The following is a 23,286-nucleotide window of genomic DNA, read 5'->3' on the forward strand; positions in this document are numbered from 1 at the left end:
ATTCAATGCTTGTGGCCGATGTCGCCACGGGAGCGCCGGCATGAAGACCGCGCGTGTCAAACCGCTCGACATCGGGGCCGACGGCATCGCGTGGCGGCACTACGATCTGACGCAGGCCGATACCCTGGCGCAAGCGCCACCCGCCCCTGGCGAGCTCTACGTGTGGCTCGTCTCCACCGACTTTCCTTTCGCGTCCGCGTTGAACATCGGCCAGTGGCTGACCATCGCGGAACGCAGACGCGCGCGCATGCATCCCCGCGCGTCGATCGGACGACGCTTCAGCATCGCGCGCGCGACGCTGCGCCTGTCGCTGTCACACATGCTTGCCTGTGCGCCCGAGGAAGTCGCGCTGACAGAAGGGCCGTTCGAGCGCGTCGCGGTCGCGGGCCATGACGTGCCGCTGGGTGTGGATGTGGCCTACGCGGGCATCTGGATCGCCATCGTGATCGCGGCGTGCGAAGTGGGCGTGGGCCTGACGGTCGCGCCCGTGGCGGACGACGCGTCGCGCGGCGGCAGGGCCTGGGCCGAGGCCGCCGGAATCGCACGCGCGCGGCTCGGGCAGGCGAGCGCTGCGATGTCCCACGATCACGCCCTCACCCTGCCCATGCCCGGCGGCTTCCGGGGCGTTGCCCTGACGCGTGAACCCATCACGCGGGTCAGCACGTTCGGGTTCAGCCGGACGGTCATGCTCGAGGGGTGATCGCGCGCGGCGATCCCCCTTCCCTCCCGCTTACTGATAGAAGTTGACCGTGACCACGGCCGAGCGGCCCGGCGCCCATGTCGCGTAGATCGGATAGGCGGTCGAGAAGTACTTGCGGTCGAAGATGTTGTTTACGTTCAACTGCACGTCCACCGCTTTCGACACGTGATACGTCGCGACCGCATCGATGCGCGCATACCCCGGCGTCCACTTGCGCACCGTCGGCGAGACCGACGCATAGGTCTTGCTCGCGATGGTCGCGCCCGCGCCGATCTTCAGCTTCGGCAGCACGTCATAGAACGACCACAGCGCGACGTTGTGCTTCGGGACCATGACCATCGGCAGGCCGGATGAGGCCGCGCTGGCCGCGCCGGCATCGACGGTGATCGCGTCGAGATACGAATAGCCGCCGAACACGCTCCACTTGCCCGTGATGTTCCCCGCCGTGCCCACTTCCACGCCGCGCACGCGCTGATGCCCGGCGTTGATCAGGCCGCCCAGGCCGTCGCTCACGCGTGCGTTGGTCTTGTCGGTCTGGAACAGCGCGAGGTTCATCGAGAGCCGGTCGAGCACGTCCCACTTCGCGCCCACTTCGATGTTGCGGCTGCGCTCCGGCGAAAGATCCTGGTTGGTCGCGGTGATCTGGTCGGTGCCGCCGCCGAGGCCCGAGTTCGCGCCCGGCGGGTTCGCCGACGTGCCGTACGACGTGTACAGGCTCACCGAGGGCAGTGGCTTGTAGACGAGGCCCAGCTGATAGCTGAACAGGTTCGAATCGTTCGTCAGGTCTTTCGCGCCCTGCTGCGTCGCCGTGACGTCGAAGCGGTCGAAGCGCACGCCCGCATTGAAGAGCCACTGGTCAGTGATCTTCACGCTGTCGAACAGGTACGCCGATGCCGTGTTGGTCTGCGTATGCGTCGCCGCGCCGGGGAAGCCCTTGTCGCCGTTCAGCAGGATGCTGCCGAGCCACGGGTTGTCGGGATTCCATGCGTTGATCGGCGTGCAGTTGAACGGCACGTTGCACGGCGTGTTCGAACGGATGTTGTTGCCCGCGCTGTCCGCCACGAGATAGCCCTCGTACAGGCTGCGCTCGTGACTGAATTCGACACCGCCCGTCATCGTGTGCTGCATGCCGAGCAGCGTCGCCTTGCCCGTCAGTTCGGTCTGGTTGGTGATGCTGTTGGTCGCGTACTTGCCGCTCTTAGCCTGCAGGCCGAGGATGTTCGAGGTCGCGTTCAGCAACTGCGGATTGGTGGCGACGTAATCGAGCGTCGAGCGGCCGAACATCGTCGTGTTGCGCAGCTTCAGGTCGTTGTTGAAGCGATGCTCGACGCGCACTTCGCCCGTATCGGTCTGGCCGTAGCGGTAGTCGCGATCGTTGAAGCCGTAGAACTGGCTGCGGTCGCTGTTGATCGGCGTGCCGCCGGTCGAACGGAACGGCACGCTGAAGTCCGGCATGTCGTACGAGTTCAGATGGTAGTAGCTGACCGTGACCGTCGTCGGACTGTTCAGGCCGAACGCCACCGAAGGCGCCACGCCCCAGCGCTTGCTGTACACGTTGTTGCGGCCCGCCTGATTGGCGTCGTAGCCCATTGCGTTAAAGCGGAATGCGTTGCCGTCGCCGAATGTGTGGTTGGCATCCAGCGTGAGACGCTTGTAGGCGTCCGTGCCGATGCCGAGTCCCGCGTTGATGAAGTCCTCGTTCTTCGGCATCTTCGTTTCGATGTCGATGGAACCGCCGACCGAGCCGCGTCCCGCATACACCGAATCCGGACCCTTGATGACCGTGATGTTCTCGATGTCGAAAGTCTCGCGGTTCTGCACGCCCGAGTCGCGGATGCCGTCGACAAAAATCGAATTGCGCGATTCGAAGCCGCGGATCACCGGCCGGTCCGCCGACGGATTCGCCGCCGCATCGCCGCCGAGGAAGGTGATGCCCGGCACGGTCTTGAGGGCGTCGGCGAAGGTCGTCGCGTTGGTCTCGCGGATCAGTTCCTGCGGAATGACGGTGATGGAACGCGGCGTGTCGAGCAGAGGCGCGGTGAACTTGTACGACGGCAGCGCCTTCGTCTGCATGTCGGACTGCACGGCACTGGCGTTCACCCTGACGGCGGGCAGCGTAGCGGAGGTCGATGACGCGAGTTCGGGGGCGTCCGGCGCGGCCTGCGCGAGGGCGTGGGAAGGCAACGCGAAACTGGCGCAATAAAGCGCACCGACGGACGCGAGCAAACGCGTCCGCGTCTTGAGCAGAGCGGGCATGGTGTCTGTGTGTGAAGGATTGAAGCCTCACATTGCGTGAAGCGCACTGACGCGAACGAAGCCGCGATAGACCTGGTTAATGCGAATGTTTCGCATTAACTATCGGCGCGAAGTGTAATGTTTGTTAACCGAGGAGTAAACGGGTCTTTAAAAAGATTTCTCCGCCCGTTGTGCGGCAAGGCTGCCCACGCAACACTGAAAGCTGCGGCTAAGTGTTCGTAAGAATTTTCGTGGGATAATGGGAATGATTCTTATTAGGCTCAAACTTTGCATGGACCTCGTCTCGCCCCGGAATCGACGCGGCGCACGACGAAAAAAACCCGGCATGCGCCGGGTTGAAAAGACAGTCCGGTAAGGACTGCCCGCGTGGACGGGGAACCTGGGTGCTTCACAAGACTCAGGAATGAATGACGACGTTATCCGCCCGCTTTTCTGTTCCGCTCGCTTCCCTGTGGAGTTGCACGAGCCATCCTGAGCGGCACGCTTTGCTGACGCAAAAGCGGCTATTGACGCCATCGCGCTGCCAGACCACCTGCCCGCTGTCGCGCGCGTCTTCGAACGCCGTGCGCGCACGGTGCCTGACGAAGCGCCAGAGCATGCCCGACAGGCACAGGATGACGCTCCGGGTGGCGATGGCCGCCATCCATCCAGGATGTCCGACGCACGCCAGCACGATCAGCGCGCCGCTCTCGGTGACTACCACCGACATCGCGAAGAGGACGAGATTCGCTCGAATGGCGCCGGGCTGAGGCAGGCTCATTTGAAGCTTCCGGAATGACGCAACCTTGGTTGCGTGAACGCATGAACACCGAGTCACCGACAAGCTTGAGGTTGCCGTCCTTAAGGGAAGCTTAGCCATGCGCATTGAAGCGAAAAAACGCATGCATGAAACCGATCTGAAATGCGGCTTGAAGGAAGGTGTCAAGCGACGGGATTGACGAGACCGCACGCGACCCTAAGCCTTTCATAAGCGATCGCTCACTAAGCTCTCTGCTCCTCCATGAACGACACATCCCTGTCCCTGAGCGGAGCACTCATGCAAAAACACCCTGCGGTCACGGCCAAGGTCCCCGAGGTCACCTTCGGCTTCTGGCTCATCAAGATTGCCGCGACGACGCTCGGCGAAACCGCCGGCGATGCCGTCTCCATGTCCATGAAACTCGGCTACCTGCTGGGCACCTGCATCTTCGCCGCGGTGTTCATCGTCGCCGTCAGCGCGCAGATCAGGGCGCGCCGCTTTCATCCCGCGCTCTACTGGTTCACGATCGTCGCGACGACGACCGTCGGCACCACGCTCGCGGACTTCGCCGATCGCTCGCTCGGCATCGGTTACGCCGGCGGCAGTGCATTGCTGCTGACGCTGCTCATGCTCTCGCTCGCGGTCTGGTATCGCGCGACGGGATCGGTATCGATCGCGACCGTGTCATCGCCGCGCGCCGAGATGTTCTACTGGGTGACCATCATGTTCTCGCAGACGCTCGGCACCGCGCTCGGCGACTGGACCGCCGATGACGCCGGCCTCGGCTACACCGGCGCCGCGCTGATCTTCGGCGCATTGCTCGTGGTCATTGCCATTGCCTTCTACGCGACGCGCGTGTCGCGCACGTTCCTGTTCTGGAGCGCGTTCATCCTGACGCGGCCATTGGGTGCAGTCCTCGGCGACTTCCTCGACAAACCCGTGGCCCAGGGCGGACTCGAACTGAACCGTTATGGCGCGTCCCTCGCCCTGATGGGCTTCATGCTCGTCTGCGCGTTCACCTTCAAGCAGCGTCCCGCGCGCGCCATGCATTGAACGGGACGACGCCGAATCCCGTTATCGACACCATTCCGTCATACTTGTCCCCTATATTCCTCAGTCACCCGGAGCTGACAGTCACCGTACTGACGGTTACGGGCATGCAATACGTGCAACACGACGTCCTTGGGCTTCCACGAGCGGGGTCTCGGCAGGCAGTCTCCTTCCCGGGCGACATCGAGCATGGAGCGCGGCCGGCTCACGCAGCCTGGCCGTGACAAGCCATGCCGGTGCGCCGGGCGGACAGGCTGCGGTGAACGCTATCGAAGGTTTCGACGCTCATTGCCTCCAGCCAAACGAGAAGGAGCACTTCCCCCGTGAACTCCCGCCGCAAGTTTCTCCAGAGCACGGCCACGGCCGGCCTGTCAGCCGCCGCGCTCAGCGTGTTTCCCCCCAGCATCCGCCGCGCGCTCGCGATACCCGCGCATCACGAGAGCGGCACGATCAAGGACGTCAAGCACGTCGTGATACTGATGATGGAAAACCGCGCGTTCGATCATTACTTCGGCACCTATAAAGGCGTGCGCGGTTATGGCGATCGCTTCACGATCCCGCTGCCGAACGGCCGCAACGTATGGCAGCAGCTCGACGCGAGCGGCAACGTCGACCTGCCCTACCATCTCGACGAAACGCGCGGCAATGCCCAACGCGTCACCGGCACGCCGCACAGCTGGGTCGACACGCAAGCCGCGTGGGACGGCGGCCGGATGGCGGCCTGGCCGGTGTCGAAGAAGAACCAGACGATGGGCTATTTCGACACGGCCGAGATCCCCTTCCAGCGCGCGCTCGCCGAAGCCTTCACGATCTGCGACGACTACCACTGCGCGTTCCTCGGCGGCACGCATCCGAACCGGATGTTCCACTCCACCGGCACGAATGGCCCGGCCTACGGCAAGACCTTCGTGAACAACTTCACCGGCGACTACACCGTGGCGTCGTCGGCGTCGGCGTACTTCGACTGGAAGACCACCGCCGAGCGTCTCGAAGAAGCCGGCGTGAGCTGGAAGGTGTACCAGAACATCATCAACACCTACGGCTGCAACCCGCTGCTGGGCTTCAGGAAGTTCCGCCAGGCCAACGAGGCGCTGCCGGCGGCACGCCAGGTCAACACCTCCCTCACCCAGGCTGCCGAGCCGGTCTACAACCCGGCCGATGCCGCGGCCCAGCCGCTCATCAAGGTCTATGAGAACACGATGCCGACCACGGACGCCGATCCGAACACGAACGGCACCTTCGTCGAAGCCTTCGCCGACGACGTGAAGAACGGCCGTCTGCCGGAGGTGTCGTGGGTCGTGCCGACCGACGTCTACTCCGAGCACCCCGGCCCGTCGAGCCCGGTGCAGGGTGCGTGGTTCGTGCAGCAATTCCTCGACGCGCTGACCGCCGTGCCCGAGGTGTGGAGCAAGACCGTGCTGCTCGTCAACTTCGACGAGAACGATGGCTTCTTCGATCACGTCCCGCCCGCGGCGGTGCCGTCGCCGAATGGTGACGGCAGCTATGCCGGCAAGACCACGCTCTCGGGCAGCGAGCTGGGCGTCGAGTACTTCACGCATCCCTACGTCACGCGCGCCGACACCGGCGCCGCGCCCGACAGCCAGCCCGCCGCACCGGACGGCAAGCCGTATGGTCCGGGTCCGCGCGTGCCGCTGTGGGTCATCTCGCCGTGGAGCCGCGGCGGCTGGGTCAACTCACAGACCTTCGACCATACCTCGGTGCTGCGCTTCCTCGAGGCGCGCTTCGGCATCAAGGAAAGCAACATCTCGTCGTATCGACGGCTGATCAACGGCGACCTCACGACCGCCTTCAATTTCGCGACGCCGAACAGCGAGCCGCTGCCGACGCTCGCCGGCGAAAAGAGCAAGGCCGACGCCGATGCACTGCGCGCCACGCAACAGGCGCTCGGGCAGATCGTGCCGGACGCCGCTCGCGGCATGCCGGCGCAGGCGAACGGCTTTCGTCCGTCGCGCGCGCTGCCGTACGAGCTGCATGCGAGCGCGCACGTCGATGCATCCAGCGGCGGCGTCAAGCTGCTGTTCGCCAACACGGGCCGCCAGGGCGCCGTGTTCCACGTGTACGACAAGCTGCATCTGGACCGCCTGCCGAAGCGCTACGCCGTCGAACCCGGCAGGACGCTGGACGACCTCTGGACCCCGGCCTCCGGCGACCTCGGCAAGTACGATCTCTGGGTACTGGGTCCGAATGGCTGGCATCGCGAATTCAAGGGCGATCTGTCTGCGCTGAAGGGACATCGGAGCAGCAACCTGGAGATTCGCGTGGGTTATGGCACGCTGACCGGCAACCTGCATCTGCAACTGCGCAACGACGGCGCGGGACTGGCCCAGTTCACGGTGAAGTCCAACCGGGTGTATGGCGCGCTGCAGGCGTTTCCGGGCCTGCCGCTGCCGGGCTTCGGACGCGGCCCGTCGGGCTTCGACGGCTTCGCGGCCGACGGCTTCGGCGCCTGGCCCGCACCCGCGCCGTTCCCGCGCACCGACAGCCTCGGCCCCGGCCACACGTGGACGGTCAGCACGGGCGGCCTGCTGCCGGTGGCGCTGTTCTGGAATCTTGCGCAAACCGGCTTCTGGTATGACTTCGAGATCACCAGCAGCACGGACCGCAGCTTCTATCGACGTATCGCGGGGCGCATGGAGACCGGCCGTCATTCGGTCTCCGATCCGGCGATGGGCATGACCGACGCGTTCTGATGATGACGCGAGGCGCCGGGTTGCGGCCCGGAGCCTCGCTGACCTCATCGAGGCCGCCGCCTCAGCCCAACCGCCAGCACGACCGCCACCGGAACCGCCAGCGTCAGCCAGGCGAGCGCGTGCCATACGCCCGTGCCAAGCAGCGCCGACAACAGGCCGAACAGCGTCAGGGCTGCAAGCAGCAGCGGTATCGTCCAGATCTTGCGGGCGTCATTCATGTCGCACGTCCGGGATGGCAGGCGCAGATTCCCTGCAGGAAGGACGCTCGTGCACGGCGATCAGATGCTTCAGCCGCTGATCCCGCGTCTTGCGCCGCGCAATCCACAGATACAGGCCGCTGACGAGCACCGCGATGGTGAGCGCATCGAACAGCGTCCAGAGCATCTTCAAAGGCAGCCCGCCGTAGTCGCCGAAGTGCAGCGGCCGCGACACTTCGAGCGCGCGCAGATACCAGGGCATCGGCGGCATCGGCGTGAGCGCGCCGGAACGGGCATCGACGAGCACCGGCACGAACAGCTTCGACGTCAGGTGACGCGTGCCATGGCCCCACACCAGATAGTGATGCGGCGTGCCATACGGATTGCCCGGAAACATGACGCTCGTGAAAACCGTGTCCGGCGTCGCGCGACGCGCCGTGTCGAGCGCTTCCTGCACGGGCCGCAGTTCCGCTTGCATCGGCGGCCGCGCGCTTCGCCAGGGTGCGAGCGCCGCTTCGACATCGGTGCGCTGCCAGAGGGCGAAGAGCGGCGTGCTCAGTTCGTTCATCACGCCGGTCGCTCCGACGACGAGCATCCACGCGAAGCCCGCAATGCCCAGCAGGTTATGCCAGTCCAGCCACTTGAGGCGCGCGTTGCGGTCGCGCCGTATCGTGCCGAATGCGAGCTTGCGCATGAACGGCGCATACAGCACGACGCCCGATACGAGCGCGATCACGAACAGCACGGCCATCGCTCCCAGGAACAGCTCGCCGGGCAACTCCATGAACAGATCGCGATGCAGGGACAGCATCAGGCCCATGAAGCGCGTAGGCTGCTGGCCCTCCGGCTTCGACACCTCCAGCACCGCCGCCGTGCGTGCATCGAAGCGGATGAAATGCGCGACGTCCCGGTCACGCGTCAATGCGTCGAACGACGGGGCCATCCAGACGTAGACCTGCGGTTCGTCGTCGTCGATGAACACGTTGGTCACCACCTCCTTCGGGAACAGCCGCTCGCCGATGCCGACAAGCCGGTCCAGCGTGGCGCGAGGCGCGTCGGCGGGCAGCGCGGCATAGGTGTGCGGCTCGAGCCAGGCGTCGATCTCGTCGGAGAACGCCAGCGGCAAGCCGGTCAGGCAGATCAGCAACAGAAACGCCGTGCAGACGAGACTCGTCCAGGTATGAACGAGATACCACGTGCGTACGCTGGATCGCCGGGTCATGACAGGGAAACCTGATGTGGGGCGCCCAGCCTACCACTGATAAGTGGCTCGCCCGATGACACTGCGTCGCAAGCCATAAGCGCAATACGTGTCGCTCTGGCAATTCACGTAGATGCGGTCGAACAGGTTCTGCGCATTGACCGACAGGCGCCAGCGCTCGATATCGTAATGGATCGCGGCGTCGAACAGCGTGGTCGAGGACAGCTTCAGCGTGTTGGCCTGGTCGCCGTATTGCGGCCCGATATAGCGCACGCCCCCGCCGAAGCCCAGGCCCTTGAGCGGGCCGCCCTGCAGCGTCTTGTCGAGCCACAGGCTGGCCATGTGATGCGGCACGTTGGCCGCGCGATTGCCCGCATAGCCTTCGTCGCTGTCGGTGATGACGCCGCTCATGTAGGTGTAGGCGGCGGTAAGACTCAGGCCGGCGCCCAGGTCCGCCACGCCCGACAACTCGATGCCCCGCACCCGTACGCCGCCGGTCTGGTCGACGAAATTGCCGTCGGTATGCACGAAGTCCGGCTCGACCACGTTCTTCTGCTTGATGTTGTAGAGCGACAGCATCGCGAAGCTCTTCTGGTTCTTCGGCTGATACTTGACGCCCACTTCGACGCTCTGTCCGGTCGTCGGCTTGAGCGGCGAGCCGTCGTACGTGATGCCGAGTCCCGGCTGGAACGACGTCGCGTAGTTCACATAGGGCGCAAAGCCGCTGTCGAACAGATAGACGAGTCCCGCGCGATAGGTGAAGCGGTTGGCGTCGTTGTCGGCCGCGTTGACGCCGGCGATCCGGTCGAACTGCTTCGTGCTGGTCCAGTCCTGCCGCACGCCGAACGTGGCAACCAGCTTGCCGAAGCGGATCTGATCCTGCGCGTACACGCCCACCTGATTCAGCGTGTCCTTCTGGCTGAAGTCCGCCGTATCCGGCAACACGATACTGCCCGCGCCGCCATACACCGGCGCATAGAGATTGAGCGGCGGCACCTCGGAGGCATCGCGCTCGGCCCAGCGGTCGACCGAATGCGTATAGTCCACGCCGACCAGCACCGTGTGCTCGACCGGTCCGGTGCCGAAGCGGAACTGCGCGTTGTTGTCGATCGTGAAGATGTCGGCGCTGGCTTTCGCGGCATACGCATAGCGGTCGATGGTCGCGAGATCGTCTTCCTGCCCGGCGTCGCCGACGGTCTTCTGGTCAAGATGCGCGTGCAGATAGCGCAGGTTCTGGCGGACCTTGAGGATATCGCTGAAGCGATGTTCCAGCTCATAGCCGATCGCGGCTTCGGTGCGCTTGAACTGGCTGAATTCCGGCTCGCCGTCGAAGGTGCCGGTGCCGATGCGGCCATACAGACTCGGATATAGCGTGCCGATCGCCGGCAAATCCGCGTTCGGATTGCCCGTGTCGCGATAGCTGAAATGCGAGAGCACGGTGAAGGTCGTGTCCGCATTCGGCTTCCAGGTCAGCGCGGGCGCGACGAACACATGCTTGTCCTGCACGAACGCCGTCTGCGTGCTTGCGCTGCTGGCGTCCGCGGTGAAGCGGTACAGGAGCGTACCGTCGCGGTTCACCGGGCCGCTCACGTCGATCTGTCCGCCCACGAGCCCGCGGCTGCCCACTTCGATCGAGGCCTCGTGGAACGGCTCGGCAGTCGGACGCTTGGTGACGAGGTTGACCATGCCGCCGGGCACGGTCTGCCCGTACAGCACCGATGCGGGACCGCGCAGTATATCGATGCGCTCGAGGCCGTAGGGATCCCAGGACGGCGAAAGCACGGTGAAGAAGGTCTGCGTGGAGAGGCCGTCGACGAACGGCATGGTGTTCTGGAAGCCGCGCACGGTGTAGTAGTTGACCGTGGTGTCGAGACCGCCGAATTGCTCGCCGATGACGCCCGCCGTGTAGCGCAGCGCCTGCCCGATGTTCTGCACGCCTTGCGCCTGCATCTGGTCGGCCGTGATGACCGAGATGGACTGCGGCGCTTCGATGATCGGCGTGTCGGTCTTGGTGGCTGTGGCGGACTGTCTGGCCACATAGCCTTCGACATGGCTCGTCGCGGTTTCATGATCACGCTCGCCCGTCACGATCACGGGTTTCAACTGCGGCTCGCTGGTCGTGACAGCCGACGGATCCTGCGCGTGCGCCGCGCCGGCGAACATCAGCCATGCTGCACACGCTATCTGTCGCTGCTTTTTCCCGTGCCCGATACCCGTTGCCTGCCGTCCCCGACGCCCTTGCATGTCTGGCCTGTCCTTTTAGATTGACTTCGTGATGAACCCGGCTACGCCCGTAGAGATGAAGTCCGTTGCCCCCGCGGCCGCTCCCCATCAATTCGGGCTGGACTATAACAATTTTTCGGAGTTATCGCGAATGATTCTTATTTGTGTGAATGACCTCGCATTCGGCGCTGGACAGGAACGAATGCGCAGGCGAAGCGATGAAGCGAATGCGTATATGCTTTCCACACGAGTCACCGGCGAGCAAAATCATGCAAAGCGATCCGAAAGTTATCGAGCTTCTGAATGCGGAACTGAAGAACGAACTGACTGCGGTGCATCAGTACCTGCACCATGGGCGCCTGTACAAACACTGGGGACTGGTGGAACTCGGCGCGCACGAATACGCGGAGTCGATGGACGAGCTGACGCATGCGGACCGCTTGATCGAACGGATCCTCATGCTCGACGGCGAGCCGAATCTGCAGGATCTGCATCCGCTCAACATCGGCAGGACGACGCTCGACGCCTTGAAAAACGATCTCGCGCTCGAACGGGCGGCGCAGTCGCAATGCAAGAGCGGAATCGTCTATTGCGAGTCAGTGCGGGATTTTGTGTCGAGGCAACTGCTGGTCGAGTTGCTGGATGCAACCGAAGAGCACATCGACTGGCTGGAAATACAGATCGGGCTGATCGACAAGCTCGGCATCGCGAACTATCAGCAATCGGCCGTGAGCAAGCCGGCCTGACGCAAGCCGGCTCCCTCCCCTAGTCTCCGATGCGCTTGAAACTCGCGTAGTAATCGTCGGTGTAATAGCAGTCGCGAATCTGCTTGCGCGCTCCGCCGCATACGATCCGGCGCAAGCCCCGGTCCGCCGCGCCCGGCGTACGGACGGTATAGGCGTGGTAGTAACCGCGCGCATGCTGCGGCAGCAATGACGCGCTGTTGCGGAACAGGACACCGTCCTCGCCGAACGGAAAAGGCCCGCCCGACTGGACCAGGCGCAAGGTCTCGGCGGCTTCGCCGGGCAATTGCGCCTTCGGGATGGTGGCCGGCGCGCCATGCTCCTGCGCGCCCGAGGCGGCGGAGACGCCGCTCGCGACCGGTCCGAGCTGGACCGGCGCCTGACTCGCGGATGCGCCCGCGTTCTGCGTCGCGTCCTGCGATCCGCCCTTGCCGCATCCGGCAAGCGCCGCGCTCAGGGCGACGGCGAATGAGAAAGCCCATGCTCGCTTCACGAAACGGTTGCCTCCGGGTTGAACCGCGTTCGACGTTCAGGACCGGATCGAGAGTAGCGCTTATGACGGGGTGAAGCAACGCAAAGGCGCACATCGCCGGGACAAAGTCCGGCCTGACCATTCCATACGAACTTTGCCTTCGGGCGTCATGAGCCGGCTCGGCCGGTCAGGATCGACGCATACAGGTTGATGGCGGGAATGAGTTCGTCGCTGAGCCAGTGCGCCGGGATGGCCAGATGCAGCAGCTCGCCGATGATCACCGTCACCAGCAAGCCGACGATCCAGCGCCGCGCATGCTCGGACACCGCGATGCGCGCGCCGATCAGGCCGCCCGCCAGGCTGCCGAGCCCCATGATTCCGCCGACGCGCCAGTCGATGTTGCCGTGCTGCATGAAGACGAGCATGGCGGCGGTGGTCGTGAAGAGCGTCGCGAAGTTCTTGACGATGTTGGCTTCGACGAGCGTCAGTCCCGCCGCGAGCACCAGCACGAGGAGCATGTAGGTTCCCGAGTCGAGCACGATGAAGCCGGTCCAGATGCCCACGACGAAGAGCAGCGCCACGGTTCTCGCGTCGAAACGGAACTCGCTGTCTCCGGCGGCGTTCAGCAGTCTCTTGAGCCTGGTGAAGATCAGGATCAGCGCGACGATCACCGCGCCCACGATGACCTTGCGCAGGTCATGTCCCGGAAGATGCTCGCTCGCCAGCGCGCCGACGGCCGCGCCGAGCGCGAGCGGCGCGGCGACCTTGAGCGCGCGGCGCCACGGGATGACGCCTTTGCGCGCGATTCCGACCGTCGCCGCGAGCGCGCCGACGAGCACCGGAATGCGGTTGGTGGCATTCGCCGTGGCGGCGTGAAGACCGATCGACATCAGGATGGGCAAAGATACGGCGGACCCCGATGACGCCACGGTATTCAAAAAACCGCACAACAATCCGGCGACGAGCACCATGGCGATGATTTCGACGCTGAGAGTCATGCTGATTCCTTTCAGATTGATCACGGAGATAAATGCGATTCACGACGAAGTGACACGTCGGGTTTCGCGCCGGGCAGAGGCAGCGAGGCTTTCGTAAGTAATATGAATGTTGAATTGCAAGGCGCGGTCGGGCGGCTGATTGATTCTTCTGCTTGTCGGGATGCTGATTGAAAGTTTGTCTTCCAATGCCCTGCCGATTCGATCTCGCCTATGCCGCCGGGCACAGACGCCACGATAGGCCTCGAGACTAAGCCGAGAATTACGCTGGCCACGCCTTCGTCCAGGGATGCGCTTCGGCGCCTTAGCCCAAGCGACGCATTGCACGCCGCTCTTCTTTTATCCGCATTCTTTCAGATGTGATCAGGCGAAGCGAATAAAAGAAACCAGGAAGTAATAAAACCGTATGTAAATACCAGTAAGGAATTCGTCCCGGCTTCGCCATATTGAAATGTTTCAATTCCGGTGCTCCAAGTCCCGGCTTGAAGCGCGCTTGCAAATCCATTCAAAAATAAACCAGCCACTCCAGCCTGTCGGTCCTGGAGCGCTGTGCGGCAATCTGGAGCCCCCAACGAATGTCCTATAAGACCATCCTTCCCTGTGCGATCTCGGTCGCGGCGCTGCTGGCCATGGCGGCCTGCGGCAGTTCGCACGATTCGGGCGGAGCCACCACGCCCGCCGTCTCCGCGCAAGATGCGCTGAAAACCGCCACCCCGATCAAGCATCTGGTCGTGATCTTCGGCGAGAACGTCTCGTTCGATCACTACTTCGCCACCTACCCGAACGCGAAGAACGTGGCTGGCGAGCCCAGCTTCACCGCCGCCGCCGGCACGCAGACGGACATCGCCACGCTGGCCGCCGCGGGACTCACCGGCGCCGCCAATCCGAACGCGCAACCGGGCTCGCCGAACATCGTCGCCGCCACGGTCAACGGCCAGACGACCACGCCGCCGAGCGTCGGCAACGTCGCGCTGACGACCACCACCGCGCAGCCGTTCCGCCTCGACCGCTCGCAGGCCAACACCAAGAGCCAGAACCACAGCTACGGTCCCGAGCAGCTCGCCGACGACAACCTGAAGATGGACGCGTTCCCGCTCTTCACGTCGGCCAGCTCGATCATCACGGGCAGCACGGGGCAGTTCGGTTCGTCGGCGCAGGTGCTGGGCTATTTCGACGGCAATACCGTCACGGCGTACTGGAATCTCGCGCAGAACTACGCGATGAACGACAACGCATGGACCGACACCTTCGGCCCGTCGACACCGGGCGCGATCGAAGTGGTCTCGGGCCAGAACCAGGGCGTGACCGTCACGCCGAACCCGAAGAACCCGTCGGCGACGACCGGCAACGCGATTCCGGACGGCCAGGGCGGCTTCACGATGATCGGCGACCTCGACCCGACCACCGACGTCTGCACGACCGCCGCGCTCGGCGCCACCTCCGGCCCGACCGGCATGATGGGCGGCAAGAACATCGGCGACCTGCTGAACGGCGCGGGCATCACCTGGGGCGGCTTCATGGGCGGCTTCAACCTGCAGACCGTCAACGCCAACGGCACGACGGGCTGCGCGCGTTCGACGTGGTCGGACGTGCTCGGCACCGCGCCCGCCGACTACGTGCAGCATCACGCGTGGTTCCAGTACTATGCCTCGACGGCCAATCCGACGCACCAGCGCCCGACGACGACCGCGATGATCGGCTACACCGAGCCGACGCTCGACAACACCGCGACGCCGGTGCATCACCAGTACGACGTCGATGACTTCTTCACGGCCGTGAAGGCAGGCAATTTCCCGTCGGTGAGCTTCCTGAAGGCGCCCGCCATCAGCGACGGCCATCCGGGCAATTCCGATCCGCTCGACGAACAGGCTTTCGTCGTGAAGGTGACGAACTTCCTGCAGCAGCAGCCGGACTGGAAGGACACGCTCGTCGTGGTGGCCTATGACGACTCGGATGGCTGGTACGACCACGTGGTGCCGACGGTCAAGTTCTCCTCGTTCGACAAGTCCCTCGTCACCAAGGTCGGCACGGCCACCTTCACGGGCGCGGACCAGTTGTCGGGCCAGGGCGAGTGCACCGGCACGGGCGCGACGCAGCCGCTCGGCATCAACGGCGGCCAGGTCAACGGCCGTTGCGGTCCGGGCACGCGCACGCCGTTCCTGATGATCTCGCCGTGGGCCAAGGTCAACTACGTGGACCATACGCCGATCACGCAGGCTTCGGTCGTGCGCTTCATCGAGGACAACTGGCTCGGCGGCGCGCGTCTCGGCGCCGGTTCGTTCGATGCGACGGCCGGCGACATCCGCGGCATGCTCGACCTGAACGGCACGGGCAATGCCTCGACCGTGTTCCTCGATCCGAGCCTCGGCACGAAGCTCGCCGCCGCGCCCGCCGGGAGCTGAAACACGGCCGTGCGCCCTGCCCTCCGCCTTGCGTCATCTGACACGTGAAGGCGGGGCGCGCAACCGCTTTCGCCACGGCTCGAGACGGCGCCCCGACGCGCCGGCTCGATGATTTTTTTTCAAGCCTCTCTTCATCTCCATCGTCATGAGCTCTCCGAACCCTGCCTTGCCGCCCTCGCTCTCCGCCGGCGCCGCGCCGCGCCTGTTGCCGCGCGTGCTCGGCTGGTCCGCCGCGATCGCCGCGGCGGCCTGCGCCGCCTTCGCCGCCTATGCGCTCGTTTATCCGGAGCGGGTGCCCTTGTCCGTCGGCACGCTGGTCGAGGATCTCACCGGCGCGAATCCGCAGCCCGTGGCGCTGCACGTTCCGCCGACCCAGCCGCTGAGCGCGGTGGCCCTGCTCGGCAAGCAGATCTTCAATGACGCGTCGCTGTCGGCATCGGGCAAGCAGTCCTGCGCGTCCTGTCACAACCCGGATCACGCGTATGGCCCGCCCAATAATCTTTCGGTGCAGCTGGGCGGCGAGCACATGACCCAGGCCGGTTACCGGCCGCCGCCGTCGCTGGCTTATCTGTATCGCCAGGCGCCGTTCTCGATCGGCCCCGACCAGAACGACATGGACGCCGCACCCGTCTCGCTCGACCAGCTGGCCACCGCGGCGGCCGGCACGCAACGCGCCGCGAAAACGGCCGGCGTCGCGCCCGCCGCGCCCGCGCTGGTGCCGCAGGGCGGCCTGTTCTGGGACGGCCGCGCGAGCACGCTGCAGGACCAGGCCCTCGGGCCAATGCTGAACCCCGTCGAGATGGCGAACCACAGTCCCGACGAAGTCGCACGCAAGCTGATGAACGCGCCGTACCTCGACCAGTTCAAGCAGCTGTTCGGCGAGCGCATCGTGAACCAGCCCGACCTGCTCGTCGATGAAGCCATGTTCGCGGTGGGTCGCTATCAGTTCGAGGATCCGTCGTTCCATCGCTTCACGAGCAAGTACGACTACTGGCTGCAAGGCAAGACGCGGCTCACGCAGGCGGAGCTGCATGGCCTGCGCCTGTTCAACGATCCGGACAAGGCCAACTGCGCCGGCTGCCATCTGAGCAAGCCGACCGCCGATCATCTGCCGCCGCTGTTCACCGACACGCAATACGAAGCGCTCGGCGTACCGCGCAACCGCGACCTGCCGATCAACCGCGACCCGAAGTTCTACGACATGGGCGTGTGCGGGCCCTTCCGCTCCGACGCCGCCACGCTGACGCAGTACTGCGGCATGTTCCTCACGCCGACGCTGCGCAATGTCGGGACGCGCCATGCGTTCTTTCACAACGGCGTGTATCACGACCTGAAGCAGGTGATGAACTTCTACAACCTGCGCAGCGCGGACCCGGCGAAGATCTATCCGCTGGACGCAGCGGGCAAGCCGCAGCAATACGACGATCTGCCGCCGCAGTATCAGGCGAACATCGACGTCACCGATGCGCCCTTCGACCGCAAGCCAGGCGACAAGCCCGCCATGACCGACGACGACATCCACGACATCATCGCGTTCATGAACACGCTGACGGACGGTTATACGCCCTGACTCAAGCCCCTGAGGCGCGCAGGAAAAAGGAAAAAGCCGGAGGCTGGCAACCCAGCACTCCGGCTCAGGAAACGGCGGCGGCTTTTCTTGTCAGCTTGTCAGTTGCACGCCCGCCCTGAACAACGTATTACCGCGTGGACGTCCGGATGCCGTATTCCTCACGTGCACCGTAGCGTCCCGGTGCGAAGCCGTTGAACACGTGCCCGCCCACCTTCGCGCCGACATTCTCCAGACGGCGCAGCGTCTCCTCCAGTTGCCTTGCCCCCGTACGATCCGCGCGCGAGACCAGCAGCACGAGGTCGCAGTTCTGCATCGCGATCGACAGTGCGTCGGCGACCGGCAGCACCGGCGGCGAATCGATCACGATGTAGTCGTAGATGTCGCGCAGCATCGTCATCATTTCCTGGAACGCCGGACGGGTCAGCAGCTCCGCCGGGTTTTCCGGGAATTCGGCGCCCGCGTCCATCAGCGAGAGTCCGCCGTCGCCGAGCGGCTTGATCGCGTCTTCCACCTTCGCCGTGCCGGCCAGCACCTCGGCCAGGCCCGGATGCTCGCGGTCATCGCTCAGATGACGCAGGCGGCCCTGGCGCATGTCGGCGTCGATCAGCAGCACCGAAGCGCGCGTCTCGGCCAGCAGGTAAGCGAAGTTCGACGACACGAAGCTCTTGCCCACGCCCTGCGTCGGACCCGTGAACAGGATCACGCGGCCGCCGTTGTCGCGAGCGCCCGGTGCTTCGAGCACATAGCCCGGATTCATCACCGCCGTCGTGTGGCCCGTGTGACCGACTGCGTGGCTCAGCGCCATCGGGTTCATCGGGTTGAGCGGGTTCATCGGATGCAGGCCATGGAAGCCCGGATGATTCGCGAGGGGCGCGCCGGAGAGCATCGCCCGCACGCTGCTGCGCAGCGAACGCAGGGCTTCGACGCTCGGGTCGGTCGGGTTCGTCATCGCGAGCAGGCGGGCCGGCGCCGCGTTATGCGTGAGCGCACGGACATCCTGACGCAGCTGCGCAGTCGAACGGGCGATCACGGCGAGACGCGGCACTTGCGAGAAGTGATCGATCTCTTCCGGGCTGCGCAGTTCACGGCGATGCAGCGCGATCGCGTAGATCGACACCGTGCTCAGGAACAGGCCGCCGAAGATCGAGCCGAGCAGCACGATCCACGCGCGCGGCCACGACTGCTTCTCGGGCGCAATGGCCCAGTCCACCACGGCCATGCCCGGCGGCGTGCTGGCGGCGGCCACTTCGAGCTGCTGCGCGTTGGTGAGCACGCTGGTGTAGAGCTGCGTCGTCACGGCGACATCGCGCGACAGTTCGACATATTGCCGCTGGATGCTCGGCAGGGCTGTCGCGGTCTTGGTCGCTTCGCCGATTTCGCGCTTCACCTGGTTCAGCTGCGTGAGGGCGCTCTGATACGGCTCGGAATCCGGACGATAGCGATGCTGCGCGGCGTCGAGCGCGAGCTGCAGCGTCGTCTGGCGTTCCTCGAGGGCGCTCATGCGCGTGATCAGCGCGACGTTCTGCTGCTGCATGTCGACCGTGCCAGTCTGCGTGCGGAACGTGTTGAGACGGCTTTCCGCGCGTTCGAGATCGGCCTTCAGCGCGGGCAGGCGCTGCTTCAGGAAGTCGAGGCTGGTCTGCGCCTGCGCGGCGCGGCGCTCGACGTCGCGTTCCTGATAGTTCTTGACGATCGCGTTGACCATCGCCTGCGCCTCGAACGGCGATTCGGCCTGATAGGTCAGGTGGATCAGCGCCGGATCGCGCAGTGCCGAGTCACGCGGCGGAATCGCGGTGCGCAGGCGTTGCAGCACGTTGTCGAAGGTGGTCTGCTGCGAATACTTCGTGATCTGGAATTCGACGCCGGGACGGGCACGCAGCGTGTCGATGCGCACTTCGCCGGGCGCGGTGCCTTCGGGCGTCGTCACCTGGAACGGCACGGTTTCGCCGACCTTGCCTTCAGCCAGGCGTGCGTCGTCCTTGTCATAGAGCGTCCAGCGGCCGCCCTCGCCCGCGATGATGTGAAACTTCATCTGCAGCGCGGCCTTCGGCACGTTGAACACACCCGGCGTCAGGCGCTCGCCGCCCCACGCGTACTGGTCGAGGCCGAACGGCGCCGGCACGAGCTCGCGGTCAGTTGCGTGACGCATCGCGAACCAGCGGCCGATCAGCGGGAAATGGCTCTCGGTCTGCACGACCGTCTCGGCGCCCGTCTGCGCGATCGCCGCGCTCACGACCGAGCGCGAGGTCAGCACGTCGCTTTCGTCGTTGGCGGAACCCTCGGCCGCGATCGAGCCGGACACGTCCGACAGCGAGCTGATCGCCACGCCGGCCTTGCTCTGCACGCGCAACAGCGCTTCCGCACGATACTGCGGCGTCGCCAGCAGGATGTACAGTACACCCGCCGCGCAGCAGGTGCCGGTGACCGCGCCGAGCAAGGTCTTGTGACGTACGACGCTGCGCCAGAGATCCACGATTCCGTCACCACGGTGCGGAACTGGCGTCATGGTGGGGCGCATGTTGTATGAAAGCATGTTATATCCCTAACAAAGAAGTAAAGACCAAGGACGTCAGTTACGACTGGCCATCGTCGGTAAATCCATTACGGCATCCAAATCGATTCAACTGGGCAGGGGTGCGTTTTCCCCGTCCGCACCCCGCCCTCCCCGCACACCACCGCAAACCCAAACTCAATCTCGTTGCCTGCGTCACGATCCCGCCGTGACGAACACCGGACCCTGCGCTTCAGTCACCGCCAGCACGCCGCGACTCGTGATCGGCTTGCCGTACATGTCCGTGATAACCGCGTTGGCCGGCAGGCGCGAGACATCGACGTTCATCACGTTGCCTGCGCCGTAGCACCACACCACATACTTCGTCGCGCCGCCCGTCTCGAACTTGAGCACCGCGATCTTCTCGGCGTCATCCATGAAGTAGCGCGCGCTCTTCACGCCCGCGGTGAAGCCGAACAGATGCTTCACCGCGTGATACGCCGGCAGCTTCGCGTTGTCCGCGTCGAGCAGGCCGAAGTTGTGTTCCATCTCCTTCGGATCGCGACCGTCGTTGCGCATGTCGTAATACGAGGTCAGGCCGACTTGCGCCATCCAGTTCATCAGGAACAGCCGCACCGCATACTTCGCCTGGCGGGCCCGCGCTTCCGGCGAATGCCCGTTGCCGATGTCCTTCACATAGTCGTACGCATAGGTCGGGTATGACCATTCGGTGGCCCACACTTGCGGACGCTTCTGATACGTCGAGAGGTCTTCGCGCAACGCGGCGTAGTCGTCGAGCACCGTCTCCGGATACTGCTGCCGGTAGGGATGCACGCTCACCGCGTCCGGGCCGGTCTTCGACTTCGACGCGCTCATGTCGCCCACCGCGCGGATGAAGTCGCGGTCCACCTGCTGCACGCCGCCGGTCGCGATCGTCACGTCCGGATTCGCCTGATGCGCGGCGCTCACCGCCGTCTCGAGCAGCGCGCGATACGCGCGCGGCGATGGCGGCGCGAGCCAGTAATCCTTGTGGTCCTGCTCGTTCCACACTTCGAAGCGCACCGGCGCGTTGCGGTAGCGGTACACCGACTGGACCACATACGTGCGGAACGCGGCGAGCTGCGGCGCGGTGGTGGGCGGCTGGTCCGGGCTGAACATGTAGTGCTTGTAGCCGAGGATGAAGAGCGCGCCCAGGCCGCGTGCCTGGAGGTTCGACACCAGGCCGTCGAACTCGCCGAAGTGCCAGCCGTCGCGCGCCTGCACCGCTTCCCAGAAGAGATCGGTGCGCACGAACGAGAAGCCGACGTCCTTCACGGCATCGAGCAGACGCGGATCGCTGATCTGGTGGATCGCCACGCCGGTGTTCGCCCGCGACGCGCCGAAGCGCGGCGCCGCGACATAGTGCTCTTCGGCGGAGCCGGCCGCGCCGTCGAGCGTGACCGTCGGCGCGGGCGATGCCGCCAGCAAGGCGCCGCAGCACGCAAGGAGGCCGGCCAGCGTCACGCGCCGGGCCAGGCGAGGACCGAGGCTTCTCACGTCAGATGCCTCCCGTAGCCCGTCACCGGCGCATTCAGGCGCGGGTCGAGATGCTGGTGCTCGTCGATCACCACGCCGGAAGCGGGCGTCTGTCCCGGCATCGTGATGCGGCTCAGCGGGTTCATCGGGCTCATCGGACTCAGGCGGCTGTACGTCTCGGGCACGCTCACGTGCAGATAGCGGATCGTCACGCCGAGGAACAGCAGACAGCCGATCGACTCGCAGATGTCCGTGCTGGCGCAGGCGAACAGCAGGTACAGCAGCATCACCCAGGAGGTGCGCACGGCGTTGTCGTCGGCGCGCATCATCAGGCGCACGAGGGCCCAGACGAGCACCACCGTGCCGATCAGGCCGAAGCTCGCGACTGCATACAGCACGGTGTTGTCCGCGTAGGCAACCTGGAAGCCGAAGGCGCTTTCATAGTAGGTCGATGCCGAACCGAAACCGCCGGGCCCGAGACCCAGCCAGATGCGATTGTCCTTGAGCAGCCCTTCGATCAGCCGCGGCCACGTGTTCCACATGCGGTCCTGGAACGAGGCCAGCGTCACGTAGCTGGAACCCGCGAGGTTGATCGCGGCAGTGGCGAGGAAGGTCACGATCGGGAAGCCGACCGCCACGCCGATCGCCCACAGGCAGGCGCGCTTGATGGTCGGGGTCGCGAAGAAGCAGTGTGCGCAGACCACCAGCACCATCGCCACCGGCGCGGTCTTGTTGGTGGTGGCGTACACGGCGGCGCCCGCGCAGCCGAGCAGCGCCAGTTGCAGCAGCCTGGAACGCGTGCGCGTCAGGAGCCAGGTGGTCAGGAGGCCGACCATGAGACCGGTGGAGGCGCTGTCGCGGCCGAAGCCGGTCAGCCGCGAGGCGACGCCGACATACGAGTTCATCGCCACGGCGACATTGTGCCCGCCCACCGAAACGCTCTGCCCGACCCACGGCATCGGCGCGAAGCTGTTCAGCAGCAGGCCGGTGAAGCAGGCCGCGGCCAGCAGGAAGAAAGCCACTCGCGCCGCGCCGCCGTTGAGCAACTGCAGCGCCCCCGGCGAGGCCGTGAGCGCGAACAGCATCGGCATCACGGTCCACACCCAGAAGCCGACCGCTTCGGGCGCCACGCCATGCGCCAGCGACACGAAGGATTGCGCGAGCAGATACAGCGCGATGAGCGCGTGATTGGCCTTCGGCCGCTTGATGATGATGAGGAGCACCCAGGCGAGCATCAGCAGCTTGGGCAGATAGGTTGCGGGCGCCAGGTGGATCATCGAGGTCGCATAGCGGATCACGCCCGAAAGCACGTCGCTCGACACCGCGATGATGAAGGTCGCCACCCAGAGTTTGTCTTCGAGCGTTGCCCTGTTCATTGATACCCCGTCATATGTCCGTGTTCGGATCGTCGTTTGCCGCAGGCACCGGTGATAACGCGTTCTGATTCTGTTCAAGCGTCGCGGTGTGCGTATCGAGCCTGGCCGGGCCCGTTTTGTTGAGATCGAAAATTACCCGGATGCTTATTCGTCATCCGTGCGCGGACGCACGTAGCGCCGGGCGGCCCCTGCTCGCCAACGTTTGCTGTGTCGGCTGGCGCTCATAACGCGGAGCGCGGAGAACGTTTGCCCGGACGATCCTCGCGTGCCAAAGGCATCGATTGGTCGTACCGCTCGGGGTAAGTCCGACGTGCGAGGCGCCGCAGAGCGCGTGCGCCGTCGTACATTCGCGCTGCAACCGGGCCGTTAGGATTGCCGCACAAAGTCCGGAAATGTACTCACTGGTTAGTCTTGGGGGGACGGAAAACGGACAGCGCTACGGATCGGCAAGGATCCGGGCACGACACAACAAGACAAGCAAGAACAAGAAACCGCCATGAGCGAGACCAGCCGGCGACACCTTTCCGCGCAGCCGTTACGCGCGCCGCTGCATGGACAGACCACCATGCAGCGCGTCGCCCATGCGCCGGCACGCGCCGTCATGTCATGTCGCGGCGAACGGCCGCAACGGTCCGCGCCGGACGG

At 65.0% G+C, this 23,286-nt stretch carries 17 protein-coding genes; 6 read left to right on the forward strand and 11 right to left on the reverse strand.

What is annotated here, in order from left to right; all coding sequences use genetic code 11:
• The first annotated feature begins 40 nt into the window (after window positions 1–40).
• Window positions 41–700, forward strand: a complete 660-nt coding sequence (locus QCE69_RS07170; protein ID WP_309916231.1) for a hypothetical protein — start codon at window positions 41–43, stop codon at window positions 698–700.
• Between the two features lie 30 nt (window positions 701–730).
• Here the strand turns inward: QCE69_RS07170 and QCE69_RS07175 are convergent, their stop codons facing one another.
• Complete coding sequence (locus QCE69_RS07175; RefSeq protein ID WP_309930080.1) at window positions 731–2,956, reverse strand: TonB-dependent siderophore receptor; 2,226 nt, start codon at window positions 2,954–2,956, stop codon at window positions 731–733.
• A 397-nt stretch (window positions 2,957–3,353) separates the two neighbouring features.
• Complete coding sequence (locus QCE69_RS07180) at window positions 3,354–3,716, reverse strand: hypothetical protein (protein WP_309916237.1); 363 nt, start codon at window positions 3,714–3,716, stop codon at window positions 3,354–3,356.
• A gap of 276 nt (window positions 3,717–3,992) precedes the next feature.
• Between QCE69_RS07180 and QCE69_RS07185 the strand changes: the two genes are divergently transcribed.
• Together QCE69_RS07185 and QCE69_RS07190 are read left to right on the forward strand one after the other, a co-directional pair.
• Window positions 3,993–4,748, forward strand: a complete 756-nt coding sequence (locus tag QCE69_RS07185) for a hypothetical protein (RefSeq protein ID WP_309930081.1) — start codon at window positions 3,993–3,995, stop codon at window positions 4,746–4,748.
• 320 nt (window positions 4,749–5,068) lie between these two features.
• A complete protein-coding gene (locus tag QCE69_RS07190; RefSeq protein ID WP_309930083.1) occupies window positions 5,069–7,456 on the forward strand; it encodes a phosphocholine-specific phospholipase C in 2,388 nt (795 codons plus the stop codon).
• Between the two features lie 44 nt (window positions 7,457–7,500).
• On the opposite strand, the gene QCE69_RS07195 is transcribed toward QCE69_RS07190, so the two are convergent.
• From QCE69_RS07195 to QCE69_RS07205, 3 genes are read right to left on the reverse strand one after another with little or no spacing between them, the layout of a single operon-like run.
• The gene (locus QCE69_RS07195) at window positions 7,501–7,674 is read right to left on the reverse strand and encodes a hypothetical protein (RefSeq protein ID WP_309930085.1); all 174 of its coding nucleotides are present in this window, start codon (window positions 7,672–7,674) and stop codon (window positions 7,501–7,503) included.
• On the reverse strand, window positions 7,667–8,875 hold the full coding sequence (locus QCE69_RS07200; protein WP_309930087.1) for a PepSY-associated TM helix domain-containing protein: 1,209 nt from the start codon (window positions 8,873–8,875) through the stop codon (window positions 7,667–7,669). Before QCE69_RS07200 ends, QCE69_RS07195 begins: the two co-directional genes overlap by 8 nt.
• Before the next feature lie 30 nt (window positions 8,876–8,905).
• Window positions 8,906–11,017, reverse strand: a complete 2,112-nt coding sequence (locus tag QCE69_RS07205) for a TonB-dependent siderophore receptor (protein ID WP_309930089.1) — start codon at window positions 11,015–11,017, stop codon at window positions 8,906–8,908.
• Between the two features lie 329 nt (window positions 11,018–11,346).
• Between QCE69_RS07205 and bfr the strand changes: the two genes are divergently transcribed.
• Window positions 11,347–11,823, forward strand: a complete 477-nt coding sequence (gene bfr, locus QCE69_RS07210) for a bacterioferritin (RefSeq protein ID WP_309930091.1) — start codon at window positions 11,347–11,349, stop codon at window positions 11,821–11,823.
• A gap of 19 nt (window positions 11,824–11,842) precedes the next feature.
• Here the strand turns inward: bfr and QCE69_RS07215 are convergent, their stop codons facing one another.
• From QCE69_RS07215 to QCE69_RS07225, 3 genes are all read right to left on the reverse strand, one after another.
• Window positions 11,843–12,313, reverse strand: a complete 471-nt coding sequence (locus QCE69_RS07215) for a ribonuclease (RefSeq protein ID WP_309916258.1) — start codon at window positions 12,311–12,313, stop codon at window positions 11,843–11,845.
• Window positions 12,314–12,459: 146 nt separating this feature from the next.
• Window positions 12,460–13,290, reverse strand: coding sequence for a sulfite exporter TauE/SafE family protein (locus tag QCE69_RS07220; RefSeq protein WP_309930093.1), 831 nt, complete (start codon window positions 13,288–13,290; stop codon window positions 12,460–12,462).
• Between the two features lie 301 nt (window positions 13,291–13,591).
• A complete protein-coding gene (locus tag QCE69_RS07225) occupies window positions 13,592–13,792 on the reverse strand; it encodes a hypothetical protein (RefSeq protein ID WP_309916264.1) in 201 nt (66 codons plus the stop codon).
• A gap of 70 nt (window positions 13,793–13,862) precedes the next feature.
• Here QCE69_RS07225 and QCE69_RS07230 point away from each other — a divergent pair, with 70 nt between their 5' ends.
• Together QCE69_RS07230 and QCE69_RS07235 are read left to right on the forward strand one after the other, a co-directional pair.
• Window positions 13,863–15,689 carry an alkaline phosphatase family protein gene (locus QCE69_RS07230; RefSeq protein ID WP_309930095.1) on the forward strand — a complete coding sequence of 609 codons (1,827 nt, stop codon included), beginning with the start codon at window positions 13,863–13,865 and terminating at the stop codon, window positions 15,687–15,689.
• Window positions 15,690–15,834: 145 nt separating this feature from the next.
• Window positions 15,835–17,259, forward strand: coding sequence for a cytochrome c peroxidase (locus QCE69_RS07235; RefSeq protein WP_309930096.1), 1,425 nt, complete (start codon window positions 15,835–15,837; stop codon window positions 17,257–17,259).
• A 127-nt stretch (window positions 17,260–17,386) separates the two neighbouring features.
• Here the strand turns inward: QCE69_RS07235 and QCE69_RS07240 are convergent, their stop codons facing one another.
• The 3 genes from QCE69_RS07240 to QCE69_RS07250 all read right to left on the reverse strand — a co-directional run bounded on the left by QCE69_RS07240 (window position 17,387) and on the right by QCE69_RS07250 (window position 22,641).
• Window positions 17,387–19,732 (reverse strand): polysaccharide biosynthesis tyrosine autokinase, encoded by a 2,346-nt coding sequence (locus QCE69_RS07240; protein ID WP_309930097.1) that lies wholly within the window; start codon window positions 19,730–19,732, stop codon window positions 17,387–17,389.
• A 234-nt stretch (window positions 19,733–19,966) separates the two neighbouring features.
• Window positions 19,967–21,286, reverse strand: a complete 1,320-nt coding sequence (locus tag QCE69_RS07245) for a cellulase family glycosylhydrolase (protein ID WP_309930099.1) — start codon at window positions 21,284–21,286, stop codon at window positions 19,967–19,969.
• Window positions 21,283–22,641 carry a hypothetical protein gene (locus QCE69_RS07250; RefSeq protein WP_309916277.1) on the reverse strand — a complete coding sequence of 453 codons (1,359 nt, stop codon included), beginning with the start codon at window positions 22,639–22,641 and terminating at the stop codon, window positions 21,283–21,285. Before QCE69_RS07250 ends, QCE69_RS07245 begins: the two co-directional genes overlap by 4 nt.
• Window positions 22,642–23,286 lie beyond the last annotated feature (645 nt).

Origin of the sequence: Caballeronia sp. LZ032, assembly GCF_031451315.1 — a bacterium.
GTDB lineage: Bacteria > Pseudomonadota > Gammaproteobacteria > Burkholderiales > Burkholderiaceae > Caballeronia.

Excerpts from the sequence above, each read along its gene's own strand:
- QCE69_RS07185 (WP_309930081.1), top strand. The coding sequence starts at position 3,993 with ATGCAAAAACACCCTGCGGTCACGGCCAAGGTCCCCGAGGTCACCTTC.
- QCE69_RS07235 (WP_309930096.1), top strand. The coding sequence starts at position 15,835 with ATGAGCTCTCCGAACCCTGCCTTGCCGCCCTCGCTCTCCGCCGGCGCC.
- QCE69_RS07225 (WP_309916264.1), bottom strand. The coding sequence starts at position 13,792 with ATGGATTTGCAAGCGCGCTTCAAGCCGGGACTTGGAGCACCGGAATTG.
- QCE69_RS07175 (WP_309930080.1), bottom strand. The coding sequence starts at position 2,956 with ATGCCCGCTCTGCTCAAGACGCGGACGCGTTTGCTCGCGTCCGTCGGT.
- QCE69_RS07200 (WP_309930087.1), bottom strand. The coding sequence starts at position 8,875 with ATGACCCGGCGATCCAGCGTACGCACGTGGTATCTCGTTCATACCTGG.
- QCE69_RS07230 (WP_309930095.1), top strand. The coding sequence starts at position 13,863 with ATGTCCTATAAGACCATCCTTCCCTGTGCGATCTCGGTCGCGGCGCTG.
- QCE69_RS07250 (WP_309916277.1), bottom strand. The coding sequence starts at position 22,641 with ATGAACAGGGCAACGCTCGAAGACAAACTCTGGGTGGCGACCTTCATC.
- QCE69_RS07220 (WP_309930093.1), bottom strand. The coding sequence starts at position 13,290 with ATGACTCTCAGCGTCGAAATCATCGCCATGGTGCTCGTCGCCGGATTG.
- QCE69_RS07205 (WP_309930089.1), bottom strand. The coding sequence starts at position 11,017 with ATGTTCGCCGGCGCGGCGCACGCGCAGGATCCGTCGGCTGTCACGACC.
- bfr (WP_309930091.1), top strand. The coding sequence starts at position 11,347 with ATGCAAAGCGATCCGAAAGTTATCGAGCTTCTGAATGCGGAACTGAAG.
- QCE69_RS07180 (WP_309916237.1), bottom strand. The coding sequence starts at position 3,716 with ATGAGCCTGCCTCAGCCCGGCGCCATTCGAGCGAATCTCGTCCTCTTC.
- QCE69_RS07195 (WP_309930085.1), bottom strand. The coding sequence starts at position 7,674 with ATGAATGACGCCCGCAAGATCTGGACGATACCGCTGCTGCTTGCAGCC.
- QCE69_RS07170 (WP_309916231.1), top strand. The coding sequence starts at position 41 with ATGAAGACCGCGCGTGTCAAACCGCTCGACATCGGGGCCGACGGCATC.